The organism is Microbacterium sp. GCM10027623 (genome assembly GCF_042666935.1).
Lineage (GTDB): Bacteria > Actinomycetota > Actinomycetes > Actinomycetales > Microbacteriaceae > Microbacterium.
The window spans coordinates 696,869-713,729 of sequence record NZ_JBHTHE010000002.1 but is presented as its reverse complement, the minus strand read 5'-3'; the positions used below and the strand labels follow the sequence as shown (position 1 = coordinate 713,729).

Annotated in this window: 13 protein-coding genes; 4 read left to right on the top strand and 9 right to left on the bottom strand. The window is 69.4% G+C overall.

Annotated features, from left to right (window positions below; genetic code table 11):
* Positions 1-42 precede the first annotated feature (42 nt).
* Positions 43-387: an Rv2175c family DNA-binding protein gene (locus ACFQY2_RS10765; RefSeq protein WP_378745788.1), complete on the bottom strand. Its 345-nt coding sequence runs from the start codon at positions 385-387 to the stop codon at positions 43-45.
* A gap of 202 nt (positions 388-589) precedes the next feature.
* Between ACFQY2_RS10765 and ACFQY2_RS10760 the strand changes: the two genes are divergently transcribed.
* Together ACFQY2_RS10760 and pknB are read left to right on the top strand one after the other, a co-directional pair.
* On the top strand, positions 590-1,774 hold the full coding sequence (locus tag ACFQY2_RS10760) for a LysM peptidoglycan-binding domain-containing protein (RefSeq protein ID WP_378745787.1): 1,185 nt from the start codon (positions 590-592) through the stop codon (positions 1,772-1,774).
* A 97-nt stretch (positions 1,775-1,871) separates the two neighbouring features.
* Complete coding sequence (gene pknB, locus ACFQY2_RS10755; RefSeq protein ID WP_378745786.1) at positions 1,872-3,815, top strand: Stk1 family PASTA domain-containing Ser/Thr kinase; 1,944 nt, start codon at positions 1,872-1,874, stop codon at positions 3,813-3,815.
* A gap of 82 nt (positions 3,816-3,897) precedes the next feature.
* On the opposite strand, the gene ACFQY2_RS10750 is transcribed toward pknB, so the two are convergent.
* Positions 3,898-5,235 (bottom strand): class II 3-deoxy-7-phosphoheptulonate synthase, encoded by a 1,338-nt coding sequence (locus ACFQY2_RS10750; RefSeq protein WP_378745784.1) that lies wholly within the window; start codon positions 5,233-5,235, stop codon positions 3,898-3,900.
* A 62-nt stretch (positions 5,236-5,297) separates the two neighbouring features.
* Positions 5,298-5,996, bottom strand: coding sequence for a lysophospholipid acyltransferase family protein (locus ACFQY2_RS10745; protein ID WP_378745783.1), 699 nt, complete (start codon positions 5,994-5,996; stop codon positions 5,298-5,300).
* Positions 5,997-6,111: 115 nt separating this feature from the next.
* Here ACFQY2_RS10745 and ACFQY2_RS10740 point away from each other — a divergent pair, with 115 nt between their 5' ends.
* Complete coding sequence (locus ACFQY2_RS10740) at positions 6,112-7,938, top strand: AMP-dependent synthetase/ligase (RefSeq protein WP_378745782.1); 1,827 nt, start codon at positions 6,112-6,114, stop codon at positions 7,936-7,938.
* A gap of 106 nt (positions 7,939-8,044) precedes the next feature.
* Here ACFQY2_RS10740 and def read toward each other — a convergent pair whose 3' ends face one another.
* From def to ACFQY2_RS10725, 3 genes are read right to left on the bottom strand one after another with little or no spacing between them, the layout of a single operon-like run.
* Entirely contained in the window at positions 8,045-8,536 is a 492-nt protein-coding gene (def, locus tag ACFQY2_RS10735) for a peptide deformylase (protein ID WP_378745781.1), read from the bottom strand.
* Positions 8,536-10,539, bottom strand: coding sequence for a MinD/ParA family protein (locus ACFQY2_RS10730; protein WP_378745780.1), 2,004 nt, complete (start codon positions 10,537-10,539; stop codon positions 8,536-8,538). The genes def and ACFQY2_RS10730 overlap by 1 nt, the downstream gene beginning before the upstream one ends.
* Before the next feature lie 42 nt (positions 10,540-10,581).
* Positions 10,582-13,989, bottom strand: a complete 3,408-nt coding sequence (locus tag ACFQY2_RS10725; protein ID WP_378745779.1) for a pyruvate carboxylase — start codon at positions 13,987-13,989, stop codon at positions 10,582-10,584.
* A 93-nt stretch (positions 13,990-14,082) separates the two neighbouring features.
* Between ACFQY2_RS10725 and ACFQY2_RS10720 the strand changes: the two genes are divergently transcribed.
* Complete coding sequence (locus ACFQY2_RS10720) at positions 14,083-14,895, top strand: ParA family protein (RefSeq protein ID WP_378745778.1); 813 nt, start codon at positions 14,083-14,085, stop codon at positions 14,893-14,895.
* A gap of 67 nt (positions 14,896-14,962) precedes the next feature.
* Here the strand turns inward: ACFQY2_RS10720 and ACFQY2_RS10715 are convergent, their stop codons facing one another.
* The 3 genes from ACFQY2_RS10715 to ACFQY2_RS10705 form a co-directional block, all read right to left on the bottom strand.
* Positions 14,963-15,508: a MerR family transcriptional regulator gene (locus ACFQY2_RS10715; RefSeq protein WP_378745776.1), complete on the bottom strand. Its 546-nt coding sequence runs from the start codon at positions 15,506-15,508 to the stop codon at positions 14,963-14,965.
* Positions 15,509-15,608: 100 nt separating this feature from the next.
* Entirely contained in the window at positions 15,609-16,298 is a 690-nt protein-coding gene (locus ACFQY2_RS10710; protein WP_378745775.1) for a MerR family transcriptional regulator, read from the bottom strand.
* The gene (locus ACFQY2_RS10705) at positions 16,298-16,774 is read right to left on the bottom strand and encodes an FHA domain-containing protein (protein ID WP_378745774.1); all 477 of its coding nucleotides are present in this window, start codon (positions 16,772-16,774) and stop codon (positions 16,298-16,300) included. Before ACFQY2_RS10705 ends, ACFQY2_RS10710 begins: the two co-directional genes overlap by 1 nt.
* Positions 16,775-16,861: the final 87 nt, after the last annotated feature.

Below are 16,861 nucleotides of genomic sequence, written 5' to 3'. Positions count from 1 at the left end.
GCCGGACCGCCGCGGCAGCGCGAGCCCCGGCAGGCGCCGGTCTCAGGCCAGCGTGCGCGCGATACGCCGTACGGCGCTCTTGTGACCGTCGAGCAGAGCGGCGATCGGGGTCCTTCCCAGGGTCTCCTCCTCGGTCGTCAGCCAGTCGATGACCTCGTCATCGTCGAATCCGACATCCTGCAGGGCGATCACCGTGCCGCGCAGCGACGACAGCGGCCGACCGTCGACGATGAAGATCGCGGGCACGGCGAAGACGCCGTTGCGTCGCGAACCGATCAGATAGTGCTCGTCGAGCAGCCGACGCACGCGGCCGGGAGTCTCGTCGAGGACCTCGACGAGCTCGGGGATGGTCAGCCAGACGAGGTTTTCGGAGACGTTCTCAGGCACCCGTCCACTATCTCATCCGCGCCGACTGCTTCGCACCGGGGCGGGCGCATCGGCGAACGAACGCCGTGCCCCGGCCGCCCGAGACAACTCCAGTCACACCAGTCACTTCTGTTGACTTCTGTTTACAACCGTGTCAGCGTGTCAGGAGGCAAACAGGGGGATCCACATGCATACTCGCTCCGCTCGCGCTCGAACAGCCCAGATGACGGCTCCTGTGGCGGTCATCGGGGCGCTCGCGAGCGTGCTGACCGCCGCGCCCGCGGACGCCGCCGAACAGGTGCGCAGCGCCGCGCCGTCGGCGCGCGTGCACACCGCGCTCCCGAGCGGCGTGCCGCAGACCGCCGCTGTCTCCGTACGCCAGGCGGCCACCGTGCGCACCACCTACACGGTCAGACCCGGCGACACCGTCACCGCCATCGCGATCCGCCATGGGCTGCGCACCGCTGACGTACTCGCCTGGAACGGGCTGGGCTGGCGGTCCGTGATCTACCCCGGCCAGACGCTGCGGCTGACGTCGAAGTCCTCCGCCGCGAAACCCGCCGCGAAGCCTGCCCCCGCGCGGGCGGCCGCTCCGACCCCCGCCGTCACGACTCACACCGTCGCGCGCGGTGACACCGTCTACGCGATCGCCCGCCGGTATCGCACCACGGTCGCGAAGATCATCGCCGCGAACGGCCTGGGCGGCTCCGCCGTGATCCATCCGGGGCAGAAGCTGCGGATCGGCGCCGCGCCCGCCGGTGCCTCCAGGCCGGAGTCCTCGACGCCGAAGGCCGCGCCCGCCAAGTCCTCCTCCGCTCCGGCCTCGACGGCCGCGGCCTCCCACGAGGTCGTCATCGGCGACACCCTGTTCGCCATCGCGAAGAAGTACGGCACGAGCGTGGCCTCACTGCTGCGCGCCAACGGGCTCGGCGAAGGAAGCATCATCTACCCCGGCCAGTCGTTGCGCCTGGCTCCCCCGGCGCCCGCGCAGCGCTTCGCGAAGCTGGATGCGACGCAGCGTGCCCATGCCGCGCACATCGTCCGCGTCGGGCGCGAACTGGGCGTGCCGGACCGCGGCATCGCCATCGCGCTGGCCACGGCGATGGTCGAATCGTCGCTGCGCAATCTCGATCACGGCGACCGCGACTCGCTCGGACTCTTCCAGCAGCGACCCAGTCAGGGCTGGGGCACCGCGAAGCAGATCCTCGATGCCGACCGCAGCATCCGCGTGTTCTACGGCGGCCCGCGCGATCCGAACGGCTCCGCCAGCCGCGGACTGCTGGATCTTCCGGGATGGCAGAAGAAGTCCTTCACGGATGCGGCGCAGGCCGTGCAGATCTCGGCGTACCCCGATCGCTACGGCCAGTGGGAGACGCAGGCGCACGACTGGCTGGCGTCACTGCGGTGACGATCGGCTCGGCGACACGCGGTTCGTCACCGGATCGAAACCTGGCCGAGGTGCGCCGTTGCCGGGGCACACAGCCGGTTATTCATAGACTCGATTCGTGAACACTCAGCAGGCCGACCCACTCATCGGGCGGCTTGTCGACGGTCGCTACCGCGTGCGAGCGCGCATCGCCCGCGGCGGCATGGCCACGGTCTACGTCGCCACCGACATGCGGCTGGAGCGCCGCATCGCGCTGAAAGTGATGCACGCGCACCTCAGCGACGACTCCGCCTTCCAGAGCCGGTTCATCCAGGAGGCCCGCTCGGCGGCCCGATTGGCCGATCCGCATGTGGTGAACGTGTTCGACCAGGGCCAGGACGGCGAACTCGCCTATCTCGTCATGGAGTACCTTCCCGGCATCACGCTGCGCGAGCTCATGCGGGAGCAGAAACGGCTCACCGTCACCCAGACCGTCACGATCATGGACGCCATCCTGTCGGGGCTGTCCGCGGCGCACCGCGCGGGGATCGTGCACAGGGACGTCAAACCCGAGAACGTGCTGCTGGCCGAGGACGGCCGCATCAAGATCGGCGACTTCGGGCTCGCACGCGCGACCAGCGCGAACACGGCCACCGGCGCGCAGCTTCTGGGCACGATCGCCTATCTGGCACCGGAACTGGTCACGCGTGGAACCGCCGATGCCCGCAGCGACATCTACGCACTGGGCATCATGCTGTACGAGATGCTCGTCGGCGAGCAGCCCTACAAGGGCGAGCAGCCCATGCAGATCGCGTTCCAGCACGCCACGGAGCAGGTCCCCCGTCCGAGCGCCCGCAATCCCGGTGTGCCGGAGCAGCTCGATGAGCTGGTGCTGTGGGCGACGGAGAAGACTCCGGACGATCGTCCGCTGAATGCGCAGGCGATGCTCGACCGGTTGCGCGAGATCGAGCGCGACCTCGGCGTGAGCCCGGTGACCACCACGATGACGACGTCGACGGCCGAGCACGACTCCGGGGCCGTCACCAAGATCCTTCCCGGCACGGCGATGGCCTCGACCACCACGGCGCCGGTGTCCGCGGAGACGCCGGACAACGGCACCCGACTGCGCCGGCGCACCGCGACCCGGCGTGCGCGCGGTGCGCTGCTGCTCTCGCTCGTGCTGCTGCTGGCGGTCGCCGCCGGCGGCGTCGGATGGTGGTTCGGGTCCGGTCCGGGGTCGCTGATCGCCGTGCCCCCCGTCGCCGGTCTGACGGTCGCGGAGGCGCAGAGCGCGATCGCTGCGGAGGGGCTGCAGCCCGCGACCAGCGAGAGGTCGTCCATCGACGTCGCGAAGGGCGACGTGATCGATTCGGATCCCGGTGAGGGCGAGCGCGTCGAGAAGGACAGCACCGTCACCCTCATCGTCTCGTCCGGACCGGCCAAGCACACGGTCAGCAAACTCAGCGGCCTTGCCGAGGACCAGGCGCGTCAGACCCTCGAGGCCAACGGCGTCAACGTCGACGAGAAGGTCGAGGAGTACTTCGCCGCGCTCGAGAAGGGCCTGGTCCTGAACGTACGGATCACCCCGCGCGCCGGCGGCGATGCGTATGCGTGCGGCGACGGCTGCGATCTGTTCGAGGATGACGACGCACGCATCCAGGTCTCGCTCGGCGCTGTGCCCGACGTCACCGGCAAGGAGCTCGCCGACGCCAAGCGGATCCTCGGGGACGCGGGCCTGAAGGTGGACGGGAAGACTCCTGAGCAGTGGAGCGACTCCGTCCCGAAGGGCAGCGTCATCTCACAGACCGCCGATCGCCCCGGAGGCGGCAGCTGGCGTCCTGGCGACACCGTCACACTGACCGTTTCCAAGGGGCCGCAGCTGTTCGCGGTGCCCGATGTGGCGGGCCTGACCCGGGATGAGGCGGCCAAGAAGTTGGAGGACGCGGGGTTCACGGTGGATTACGCCCCGTTCTGGAACGGAGTCCCGAACGGTCTCACCAAGGCGCAGAGCACCGACCCCGAAGCGGGCGCCATGCGCCGCAAGGGAACCGAGATCTACGTCGTCCTCAACGTCAGCGGCTGAACCCACACGGAAAAGGAGCCGGATGCTGGTTCTGAGGGCTCAGAACCGGCATCCGGCTCCTTTCGTGGGCCGATCGCAGGCGTCAGCGCTTCTCGAGCTCCTCCGCGACCAGGAAGGCGAGCTCCAGCGACTGCATGTGGTTCAGGCGCGGGTCGCACAGGCTCTCGTAGCGGGTGGCCAGGCCCGCCTCGTCGATCTGCTCGGACCCGCCCAGGCACTCGGTGACGTCATCTCCGGTGAGCTCGACGTGGATGCCGCCGGGGAACGTCCCGACGGCGCGATGCGCCTCGAAGAAGCCGCGCACCTCGTCGACCACGTCGTCGAAACGACGCGTCTTGTACCCGGTGGGGGTGGTGATGCCGTTGCCGTGCATCGGGTCGGTCACCCACAGCGGGGTCGCTCCGGAGTCCTTCACGGCTTCCAGCAGCGGCGGCAGCGCATCGCGGATCCTGCCGGCGCCCATGCGGGTGATGAACGTCAGGCGCCCGGGCTCCCGGTTCGGGTCGAGCTTGTCGATCAGGGCGAGCGCGGTCTCCGGCGACGTCGTCGGACCGAGCTTGACGCCGATGGGGTTGCGGATGCGCGAGAAGTAGTCGACGTGCGCGCCGTCGAGGTCGCGGGTGCGCTCTCCGATCCACAGGAAGTGGGCGGAGGTGTTGTACGGCGTGTCCGTGCGCGAGTCGATGCGCGTCATCGGGCGCTCGTAGTCCATCAGCAGGCCCTCGTGACCGGTGAAGAACTCCACCCGCTTGAGCTCGTCGAAGTCGGCTCCCGCCGCCTCCATGAACTTGATGGCCCGATCGATCTCGGCGGCCATCCGCTCGTAGCGCTGGTTGGCGGGGTTCTGCGCGAAGCCCCGGTTCCAGGAGTGCACCTCGCGCAGGTCGGCGAAACCGCCCTGCGTGAATGCCCGGATCAGGTTCAGCGTGGATGCCGCGGTGTGATATCCCTGGAGCAGCCGCCCGGGATCGGCCGCGCGGGACTTCTCGGTGAAGTCGTAGCCGTTGACGATGTCGCCCCGGTAGGCGGGCAGGGTGACATCGCCGCGCGTCTCGCTGTCGCTGGATCGCGGCTTGGCGAACTGCCCCGCCATCCGCCCCATCTTCACGACCGGCATCGACGCGCCGTAGGTCAGCACGACCGCCATCTGCAGCACCGTCTTGATGCGGTTGCGGATCTGGTCCGCGGTCGCTCCGGCGAATGTCTCGGCGCAGTCACCGCCCTGCAGCAGGAACGCCTTCCCGGATGCCGCACGGGCAAGACGTGTCCGGAGGTTGTCCACCTCGCCGGCGAACACCAGCGGCGGCAGTGCGGCGATCTGCCCCGACACGTCCGACACCCGCTCGGCATCCGGCCACTGCGGCTGCTGCTTGATCGGAAGTGAGCGCCACGCGTCGAGTTCGGGGTGCGAGTGAAGCATCCACCCAGCCTACTGGCCGCGGTGGTCGTGAGCTCGCCGCATGACGAGCCGGCCATCGGGTCTCAGCGCCGCGCGGAGGCCTTCTGCGGCAGTCGGTCCTTCACCGTGGAGGCGTACACGTCGTCGTACTGCTGCGCTCCCAGGCGCTGCAGGGCGATCATGATCTCGTCGGTCACGGCGCGCAGGATGTAGCGGTCGTTCTCCATGCCCGCATAGCGGGAGAAGTCGAGCGGCTCGCCGATGACGGCTCCGACCCGCATGACGCGCGGTACGCGACTGCCGATGGGCATCGCGGTGTCGGTGTCGACCATCACCACCGGGATCACGGGGACCCTCGCTTCCAGTGCCATCCGTGCGATGCCCGTCCGGCCGCGGTACAGCCGGCCGTCCGGGCTGCGCGTGCCCTCGGGGTAGATGCCGAGCAGATCGCCGCCCCCGAGGATCTGCAGACCCGTGTTCAGCGAGGCCTCCGAGGCCTTGCCGCCGGAGCGATCGATGGGGATCTGGCCGGTGCCCTTCATGAACACCTTCGTCGCCCACCCCTTCAGGCCCCGACCGGTGAAGTAGTCGCTCTTGGCCAGGAACGACATCGGGCGGTCGATCATGAGCGGCAGGAAGATGGAGTCCGCGAACGAGAGGTGATTGCTCGCCAGGATGGCCGCGCCGGTGGTCGGGATGTTGTCCCGCCCCACGACCCAGGGGCGGAAGATCGCCTTGACCAGCGGTCCGATCGCGACGTACTTCATCAGCCAGTAGAACATCGTCAGGAAGTCTATCGCCGCGGCACCATCGCGACCGAGTTTCCTTGTTCTTGCGACTCGATGTCATGACCTAGACTCGAACGCAACCCGTCCATCCGGTACCGAAGGAGCTGCCGTGGTCCAGTTCGAAGTCCCCGCGATCGTCCCCGCCGACCCTGAGGCGAACACCTCCGATCTGCTCGCGATCCGCGCACAGCAGACGCCGGATCTGGCGCTCTTCTCGGTGCCCGAGGGCGCCGGCTGGCGCGACATCAGCGCCAAGGACTTCGAGACGGCGGTGATCGCTCTCGCCAAGGGCTTCGTCGCGGCAGGGATCCAGCCCGGCGAGAAGGTCGGCTTCATCGCACGCACGACCTACGAGTGGACGCTGATCGACTTCGCGCTCTTCTACGCCGGGGCCGTGATGGTGCCGATCTACGAGACCAGCTCCCCCTCTCAGATCCAGTGGATCATGGAGGATTCCGGTGCCACCGCGCTCATCGTCGAGTCGCCCGAGCACTTCGCCCGCGTGGACGAGGTGCGCGGCGACCTTCCCCTGGTGCGCGAGGTGTGGCAGATGCACCTCGGCGCCATCGACACCCTCACCGCCCAGGGCGCGGCTGTCGAGGATGCCGAGATCCAGCGCCGACGCGGCCTCGCCGTCGGCTCCGACATCGCGACGCTGATCTACACCTCCGGCTCCACCGGGCGTCCGAAGGGCTGCGTGCTGACGCACAGCAACTTCGTCGAGCTGTCGCGCAACTCCGCCAAGGCCCTCGACGCCGTCGTCTCGATGCCCGGCGCCTCGACGCTGCTGTTCATCACGACCGCGCACGTGTTCGCGCGCTTCATCTCCGTGCTCGGCATCCACGCGGGCGTGCGCACCGGACACCAGCCCGACACCAGGCAGCTGCTGCCTGCGCTCGGGTCCTTCAAGCCGACCTTCCTGCTGGCGGTCCCGCGCGTGTTCGAGAAGGTCTACAACTCCGCCGAGCAGAAGGCCGAGGCCGGCGGCAAGGGCAAGATCTTCCGGGCGGCGGCCGCTGTCGCGGTGGAGCACTCGACGCTGCGCGAGGAGGGGCGGAAGGTCCCGCTCGGGCTGCGGCTGAAGTTCGCCCTGTTCGACAAGCTCGTGTACAGCAAGCTGCGTGAGGCCATGGGCGGGAACGTGGCGTACGCGGTCTCCGGATCCGCTCCGCTCGGCGCGCGCCTGGGACACTTCTTCCACAGCCTCGGCGTCGTGATACTGGAGGGCTACGGCCTCACCGAGACCACCGCTCCGGCGACGGTGAACCTGGCCGACAAGTCGAAGATCGGCACCGTCGGCCCGGCGCTGCCCGGCGTGGGGATCCGGCTCGACGAGGACGGCGAGATCGAGGTCAGGGGCATCAACGTCTTCAAGGAGTACTGGAACAACCCCGAAGCCACCGAGGCCGCATTCCACGATGGCTGGTTCCGCACCGGCGACATCGGCACCTTCGACTCCGAGGGCTTCCTGACGATCACCGGACGCAAGAAGGAGATCATCGTCACGGCGGGCGGGAAGAATGTCGCTCCGGCGATGCTGGAGGACCCGATCCGTGCCAACTCGATCGTGGGGCAGGTGGTGGTCCTCGGCGATCAGAAGCCGTTCATCTCGGCTCTGGTCACTCTCGACTCGGAGATGCTGCCCGCATGGCTGTCGAACAACGGGCTGCCGTCTGACATGTCCCTGGCGGACGCCAGCCGCCACCCGGCCGTTCACGAGGAGGTGCAGCGCGCCGTCGATCGTGCGAACAAGGGCGTCTCTCGTGCCGAGTCGATCCGCAAGTTCACGATCCTGCCGATCGAGTGGACCGAGGCGAGCGGGCATCTCACCCCGAAGCTGTCGATCAAGCGCAATGTGATCCTGGAGGATTTCGCCGACGAGATCTCCGAGATCTACGACGCGCCCGTGCACACCACGACGACGCCACTGGGCTGATGCGTCGACGGGTTCGGCGACCACGGTCGCCGAGCCCGTCGAACGGTCCCTGAGCCTGTCGAACGGTCACCGAGCCCGTCGAACGGTCCCTGAGCCCGTCGAAGGACTAGAACCAGTCGCTCTCGCGCACCTGACGCATCGCGAGCTTACGGGTCTCGCCCTCGAGGCGTCCCAGGTAGACCATGCCGTCCAGGTGGTCGGTCTCGTGCTGCAGCGCCTGAGCGAGCAGCCCCTCCCCCTCCAGCACGACCGGCGCGCCCTCCAGGTCGATGCCTTCGACGCGTGCCCACGGGTGGCGCATCGTGTCGTGCCACAAGCCCGGCACCGAGAGGCAGCCCTCGCCCGTGGGCTGCGGCTCGCCGCGCACTTCAGTGAGCACCGGGTTGATCACATATCCGATGTCGCCGTCGATGTTGTAGCTGAAGGCGCGCAGCGCGACGCCGATCTGGTTGGCTGCGACGCCCGCACGCCCCGGCAGCTGCACGGTGTCGATGAGGTCGGCGACGAGTGCGCGCACGCCGTCGTCGATGTGCTCGATCGGCGCGCACACCTGACGCAGGACGGGGTCGCCGTAGAGGCGGATCTCACGGACCGCCATCACGCCGCCTTCGCCCGGAGTCCCTCGACGAGCGTCGCGGCGATCTCGCGCGCGGCACGCCGGGTCTCCGGCTGCAGGTTGCCGAAGTCGATGGCTCCGCCACCGGCGATCTGCGGGTCGTACGGCACGCGCAGCACGTGCTTGGCGCGCGTAGAGAAATGCGATTCCAGTTCGCTCAGCCGCACCAGGGGTGCACCCGGCGTGGACTGGTTCAGCACCACGATGGCCTCCCGCGCGAGCGCGGCGTGGCCGTTGGTCTCCAGCCAGGTGAGCGTCTCGGATGCCAGTCGCGCCTCGTCGACGCTGAGGCCCGAGACGATGACGAGCTGATCGGCGAGGTCGAGGGTGGCGCCCATCACCGAGTGCACGATGCCGGTGCCGGAATCGGTGAGGACGAGCGAGTAGTACTGCGCGGCGACCGTGGCGACGTCGCGGTAGTCGCCGTCGCCGAACGCCTCGGACACGCGGGGGTCGGAGTCGGATGCGAGGACGTCCAGGCGCGTCTCGTCGCGCGCCACGAGCGCGGAGATGTCGTAAAAGCCGCGGATGTCGTGCTGAGCGCGTACGAGGTCGCGCACGGACTTCGTGTGGCTGCCGACGACGCGCTCGGCGAGCGTTCCCCGGTCCGGGTTCGCGTCGACCGCGATGACGCGGTCGTCGCGAGCATCCGCGAGCGCCATGCCCAGCAGCGCCGTGATCGTCGTCTTGCCCACGCCGCCCTTGCGCGAGAGCACGGGGACGAACCGCGCGTTGCCCGGCATGGGCGCCGCGATCCGGGCGCTGAGCTGCTTGCGCTCGCGCGCCTTGCGCCCGTCGCCGATGTTGATGCGGCCACCCGTGATCGTATAGAGCAGGTGGCTCCAGGCGCCCTCCGGCTCCGGCCTGGACACCCTCGACGGGTCGAGCAGGCGATCGGCGGTGAGCAGGTCGGCGCTCTCGCGGCCTCCGTCTCCGAGATCGTCGAGTCGCTTCGAGGTCAGTACGACCTCGGGCTTGTCGGCTGCGGAATGTGCGCCGGTCTCGCTCGCGGGACGCGAGGCGGGTACGGGGTCGTTCGTCGTCACGGGACGGACCTCCTCTGGTCTTCCGGGCTTGTCCGGGGCGGCGCCGGTGGTGCGTACGGGTGCCGGCGACATGGCCTCCTGCAGCTCGGCCTTCGCCGCTGCGACCACCGATTCGAGGTGGGAGAGCCCCGACGCGTCGACGGCGGGCTGATCGGCGGCCGGCTCGTCCTTCTCCGCCGTCTCGGCCGCTGCGCTCGAGGCGGTCGCCGCGTCCGCCCGCGCCCTGTCCGCAGCCGGATCCGCAGCGGGTGCCGCCTCGGCGGCGGGCTTCGCCTCGGTGGCCGCCTTCGCCTCGGTGGCCCCCTTCGCCTCGGCTGCGGGCTTCGTCTTGCCGGCGGGCTTGGTCTTGACGGACTTCGTCTTGGCCGGCTTGGACTTGGCCGGCTCACCCGCGGCGGGCTCGGCGTTCGGGGGTCCCGCGTCACCGGCCGGATCCGGCTGGACGTCCGACGCGGACTTCGCCCGCGGCTTGCGTCCGGTCCCGGATGCGGACTTCTCACCGGACGCGGTCCCTGGCTTCTCCGCGGGCCGGGTGTCGGGTGTCGTCGGCGCCGCGACCGCGAGTGGAGCGGACGCGTCGTCATCCGGCGTCGCATCCTCGTCCACGACCTCGACCACGACAGCGGGATCCTCCGCCGCCTCGGGCTGGACGTCCTCGGCCGGCAACTCGATCACGATCTCCGACGCATCCTGCTGGATGCGCGCCAGGGTGTCGGCGTCGGCGACGGCGGACGTGTCGATGATGAGGTCCGAGACGATCTCGCCGTCGACGACCTCATCGTCCACGAGGTCGTCGTCCTCGCCGCCGGTGGGCAGCGAGACACGCACCTGTGCAGTGCCGCCGAGCAGCCCGATCGCCGACGTGTCCGACGACGCGGTGTCGTCGAGCACGCCCAGCGAATCATCGCCGTCGGGATCAGCGGTGTTCTTCGAAGTCACGGTCACTCACTCCCAGCCGAGCGCACATGCGCCCGCCCAAGGTTAGTGCGCCGGACGTATCACGACCAAAAGATCGCCGGCGTCGACCTGCTGGGTCTCGGTGATCGCGAGCCGCTCCACGATCCCGTCGACCGGTGTCGTGATCGCCGCTTCCATCTTCATCGCCTCGATGGATGCCACCGCGTCCCCGGCCTTCAGGACCGCGCCCTCCTCGACCTTCAGCGTCACCGCACCCGAGAACGGTGCGGCGATCTGGCCGGGCTTGGAGGTGTCCGCCTTCTCGACCTCGTGCACGTCTACCGCGATCGAGCGATCCCGCACCGAGACGGGCCGCAGCTGGCCGTTCAGCGTGGTCATGACCGTGCGCATGCCCTTCGGGTCGGCTTCGCCGATCGCCTCCAGACCCACGTAGAGACGCACGCCGCGCTCCATCTCGACCGCGTGCTCGGCGCCGGGCACGAGACCGTAGAGGTAGTCCGCGGTGTCCAGCACCGAGAGGTCGCCGTACTCCTCGCGGCCCTGGCGGAAGATCTTGGTCGGCGCGGGGAAGAGCAGCTCGTTGAGCATGCCGCGTCGCTCCTCCGAGCTCCCCGCGAGGGCGGTCTGCTGCGCTTCGGTGATCGGTGTGACCCCGGCCTTCGGCGCGCGCCCTGCCAGCACCTTGCTGCGGAACGGCTCCGGCCACCCGCCCGGCAGGTCGCCCAGCTCCCCCGCCATGAATCCGACGACCGAATCGGGGATGTCGTAGCGCTCGGGGTTCTCCGCGAAGTCGGCGGGATCCGCCTTGACGGCCGCGAGGTGCAGGGCGAGGTCGCCGACCACCTTCGACGAGGGCGTCACCTTCGGCACGCGGCCGAGGATCGCATCGGCCGCCGCGTACATGTCCTCGATGAGCTCGAAGTCGTCAGACAGGCCCAGGGCGATCGCCTGCTGGCGCAGGTTCGACAGCTGCCCGCCGGGGATCTCGTGGTGGTAGACGCGGCCGGTGGGGCTCGGCAGGCCCGATTCGAAGGGCCGGTACAGATGGCGCGTCGCCTCCCAGTACGGCTCGAGGTCGGATGCCGCCTGCAGGTCGAGTCCGGTGTCGCGCTCGGTGTGCGCGAGGGCGGCGATGAGCGCCGACAGCGACGGCTGACTGGTGGTTCCCGACATCGGCGCGGAGGCCACGTCGACGGCATCCGCTCCGGCCGCGCTGGCGGCCAGCAGCGTCGCGAGCTGACCTCCTGCGGTGTCGTGCGTGTGCACGTGCACCGGCTGGTCGAAGCGCTCGCGCAGCGCCGTGACGAGCTTGGCCGCGGCGGCCGGGCGCAGCAGCCCTGCCATGTCCTTGATGCCGATCACGTGCGCTCCGGCGTCGACGATCTGCTCCGCCAGACGCAGGTAGTAGTCCAGTGTGTACAGGTCCTCGGCGGGGTTGAGCAGGTCGCCGGTGTAGCAGAGCGCCGCCTCGGCGACGGCGGTGCCGGTGCCGAGCACGGCCTCGATCGCGGGACGCATCTGCGAGACGTCGTTGAGCGCGTCGAAGATGCGGAAGATGTCCACGCCCGTCTCGGCCGCCTCGCGGACGAACGCGTCGGTCACCTGGGTGGGGTACGGCGTGTATCCCACCGTGTTCCGCCCCCGCAGCAGCATCTGGATGCTGATGTTCGGCAGTGCTTCGCGCAGTGCGGCCAGCCGTTCCCAGGGGTCCTCGCCCAGGAAGCGCAGTGCGACGTCGTAGGTCGCACCGCCCCATGCCTCGACCGACAGCAGCTGGGGCGTGAGGCGCGCCACGTAGGGCGCGACGGCGACGAGGTCGCGGGTGCGCACGCGGGTCGCCAGCAGCGACTGGTGTGCGTCGCGGAACGTCGTCTCGGTGACGGCCAGCGCCTTCTGCTCGCGCAGAGCGGCAGCGAAGGCCGCGGGTCCGATCTCGCGCAGCAGCTGCCTGCTGCCGTCCGGAGCCGGCTGGGTGAGATCGAGCGAGGGCAGCTTGTGGGCCGGGGCGATCGCCAGGGGGTTCTCGCCGTGCGGCTTGTTGACGGTCACGTCCACGAGCCAGTTCAGGATCTTGGACCCGCGGTCCTTCGAGACCCGTCCGCGCAGCAGCTCCGGACGCTCGTCGATGAACGAGGTCGACAGGTCGCCCGCGGCGAACGAGCGGTCATCCAGCACGGCCTGCAGGAACGGGATGTTCGTCGAGACACCGCGCACGCGGAACTCCGCCAGGGCGCGGCGTGCCCGTGAAACGGCGCTCTCGAAAGAGCGTCCACGGCAGATGAGCTTCGACAGCATCGAGTCGAAGTACGGGCTGATCTGGGAGCCCGCCGCCGTCGTGCCGCCGTCGAGGCGGATGCCGGCACCGCCCGGTGAGCGATAGGTGGTGATCTTGCCGGTGTCGGGGCGGAACCCCTGAGACGGATCCTCGGTGGTGATGCGGCACTGCAGGGCCGCACCGCGCAGCTGGATGTCGTCCTGCTCGAGGCGGAGTTCGGCGAGGGTCGCCCCGGCGGCGATCTGCATCTGGGCGCGGACGAGGTCGACGTCGGTGACCTCCTCGGTCACGGTGTGCTCGACCTGGATGCGCGGGTTCATCTCGATGAACACGACTTCACCGGTGCGCGGGCCCTCGGTCTCGAGCAGGAACTCGACCGTGCCGGCGTTCTGATACCCGATCGAGCGCGCGAACGCGATCGCATGCCGGTGCAGGTCCGCGCGGATGCCGTCGTCGAGGTTCGGTGCGGGGGCGATCTCCACGACCTTCTGGTGACGGCGCTGCACGGAGCAGTCCCTCTCGAACAGGTGCACGGTGCTCCCCTGCCCGTCGGCGAGGATCTGCACCTCGATGTGCCGCGGCCGCAGGACCGCCTGCTCGAGGAACATCCGCGAGTCCCCGAAAGCCGCTCCCGCCTCGCGCATCGCCTCGGCCAATGCCGGCGCGAGCTCCTGCTTGGTGTCGACCTTCCGCATCCCGCGGCCTCCGCCGCCCGCGACCGCCTTGGCGAACAGCGGGAAGCCGATCTCGTCGGACTGCGCGACGAGCGCGTCGACATCGTCGGACGCCTCGGTCGAGCGCAGCACCGGCACACCGGCCTCGATCGCATGACGCTTGGCCTCGACCTTGTTGCCCGCCATCTCCAGCACGTGCGAGGGCGGTCCGATGAACGTGATCCCCGCCGCGGCCGCCTTCTCCGCCAGATCGGGGTTCTCGGAGAGGAATCCGTAACCGGGGTAGATCGCATCCGCACCGGCGTCGAGGGCGACGTCGATGATCCCCTGGACATCCAGGTAGGCCTGCACGGGATGTCCGCGCTCGCCGATCTCGTAGGCCTCGTCGGCCTTCAGACGGTGCAGGGAACCGCGGTCCTCGTACGGGAACACCGCGACTGTGCGCGCGCCCACTTCATATGCCGCGCGGAACGCGCGGATCGCGATCTCACCACGGTTGGCCACCAGGATCTTCTGGAACATGCACACCTCTTCAGAGGTCGAAGCGCGCCGAACAGCACGCGCGGGGCGGGGGCTGAGTGTCCCCTCAGACTAGGGCACGGTAACGTGTAGGACGTGCACGTACTCAGCGTCAGCTCCCTCAAAGGAGGCGTCGGGAAGACGACCGTGACTCTCGGTCTCGCTTCCGCCGCCTTCGCCCGCGGCATCCGCACCCTCGTGGTCGATCTCGACCCGCAGTCGGACGTCTCCACCGGCATGGACATCCAGATCGCCGGCAGGCTGAACATCGCCGACGTGCTGGAGAACCCCAAGGAGAAGATCGTCCGCCAGGCGATCACGACCAGTGGGTGGGCGAAGGTGCATCCGGGCACGATCGATCTGCTCATCGGCAGCCCGTCCGCGATCAACTTCGACGGCCCGCACCCGAGTGTGCGCGATGTCTGGAAGCTCGAGGAGGCGCTGGCGACCGTCGAGGGCGAGTACGACCTCGTGCTCATCGACTGCGCACCCTCGCTCAATGCGCTCACCCGCACGGCCTGGGCCGCCAGCGACCGCGTCATGGTCGTCACCGAGCCGGGCCTGTTCTCGGTGGCAGCCGCCGACCGCGCGCTGCGCGCCATCGAGGAGATCCGTCGCGGGCTCTCCCCCCGCCTGCAGCCGCTGGGCATCGTGGTCAACCGCGTGCGTCCGCAGTCCATCGAGCACCAGTTCCGCATCAAGGAGCTGCGCGACATGTTCGGCCCGCTGGTCCTTGCGCCTCAGCTGCCGGAGCGCACCTCGCTGCAGCAGGCGCAGGGCGCGGCGAAGCCGTTGCACATCTGGCCCGGCGACTCCGCCCAGGAGCTGGCCGCCGACTTCGACCTGCTGCTGGACCGCATCATCCGCGCCGGGCGCGTGCCGGTTCCGGAGACCGGCGTCCAGGCCTGACCCGCACAGCCTCCCAGACAGCAGAAGCCGCACCCTCGGGTGCGGCTTCTTCGTCGAGGCGTGGAGCTCAGGCGGTGCGCTTGGACCGGCGTGCAGCCAGTTCGTCGACCGGGTCCGGAGCCGTCGAGTCGAAATCGACGAGCGTGGACTCCACCTCCCGCAGCACCTTGCCCACGGCGATCCCGAAGACCCCCTGACCCCGGCTGACGAGGTCGATGACCTCGTCGTTGGAGGTGCACAGGTACACGGAGGCCCCGTCGCTCATGAGGGTTGTGCCTGCCAGGTCGCGGATGCCGGCGACCCGCAGCTGCTCGACCGCGGTGCGGATCTGCTGCAGCGAGATACCGGTGTCCAGCAGTCGTTTGACCAGCTTGAGGACGAGGATGTCACGGAAGCCGTAAAGGCGCTGCGATCCCGAGCCGGACGCGCCGCGGACCGTGGGGACCACGAGCTCGGTGCGTGCCCAGTAGTCCAGCTGACGGTACGTGATGCCCGCCGCACGCGCGGCCACCGCACCGCGATAGCCGACCTCGTCGTCCATCGCGGGCAGCCCGTCGGTGAAGAGGAGCTCGGTGACGAACCGCGGGTCGCCTGTCAGCTCGTCCGCATTCATACGTGGTCCTCTCCCTCAACGATTACCTCCACGCTAGAGCAGCGCCCCCGGCCCGGCAACGACATCCGCACCACCGGGAAGGTGTGTCGCAACCCGTTCGTTACGAAAGGGCTCGATCCAGCGCCTGGCGCACCATCAGGCTGCGCACTTCGTCGATGTGGGTCGCGAGTTCGGGGGCGAGCTCCGCCGCCCGCCCGCGCGATGCGGCATCGGTGCGGCGCAGCAGCGTGGAGAGCGCCGACTCGATCAGCGCGGCCTCGCGCTCGGCATTCTGACGCAGGCTGCGCAGGTGGCGCGGCTCGATGCCGTGGCGGGCGAGGGTCACCAGTCCGGACAGCAGAGACAGCGACTGGTCGGTGTAGTGCTCCGTCGCGGCGATCAGACCGGCGCTGATGGCGTCGTTCAGCAGCTGAGGCGTGGCTCCGGTGCGGGCGATCAGCTCGTCACGACGGTGCCGTCGGGTCGGCGGGGTGATCGACGGAGGCGCGATGTCGCCCCATCCCTCCCCCTTGGCCTCGGCCTCGTCCAGCTGCTCGCGGATGACGCTGAGCGGAAGATAGTGGTCGCGCTGCAGGGTGAGCGCGGTGCGAAGCCGGTCCAGGTCGGATGCCGAGAACTTGCGGTACCCCGACTCGGTGCGCGACGGACTGACGATCCCCTGCACCTCGAGGAAGCGCAGCTTGCTGGAGGTCAGCTGGGGGAATTCCGGGGTGAGGCGGGCCAGGACCTGCCCGATGCTGAGGAGCCCTGTGGGCGCGGAGCGCTCGCGGGCGGCGCCAGCCGCCGGCATCAGTTGTTCGCCAGGTCGATCGGGGAGGCGAAGAAGTTCATCCGGAACTTGCCGATGCGCAGTTCGGAGCCGTTCTGCAGCTCGCTGCGATCCACGCGCTCGCCGTCGACATAGGTGCCGTTCAGCGAACGCTGGTCGATGATCTCGAACACGGAGCCGGACCGCGTGATCTCGGCGTGGCGACGCGACACCGTCACATCGTCGAAGAAGATGTCCGCCTCGGGGTGGCGCCCCACGGTCGTCACGTCCGCGTCGAGCAGGTAGCGGGCGCCGGCGAGAGCGCCGGCACGCACGAGCAGAAGCGCGGACCCGGCGGGGAGGGCGGCGATCGCCGCGCTCTCGGTCTCGGTGAGGTCCGCGCCGAACGGCACGAAGGAGAGGTCCGATTCGTGACCGAACGTCTGTGTCACATCGTGCCGCTGTCCGCTGTTGCGGTGGATCGCGCCTCCGGCGCCGATCGTGCTGTCGTCTGTCACGGTTCTCCCTCCTCCGGTCCTCCAGCCTATCTGATCGGATCGGGTGCCAGGGAGGGCGATCCGGCACTTCTTCGTGCTCATCCGTCC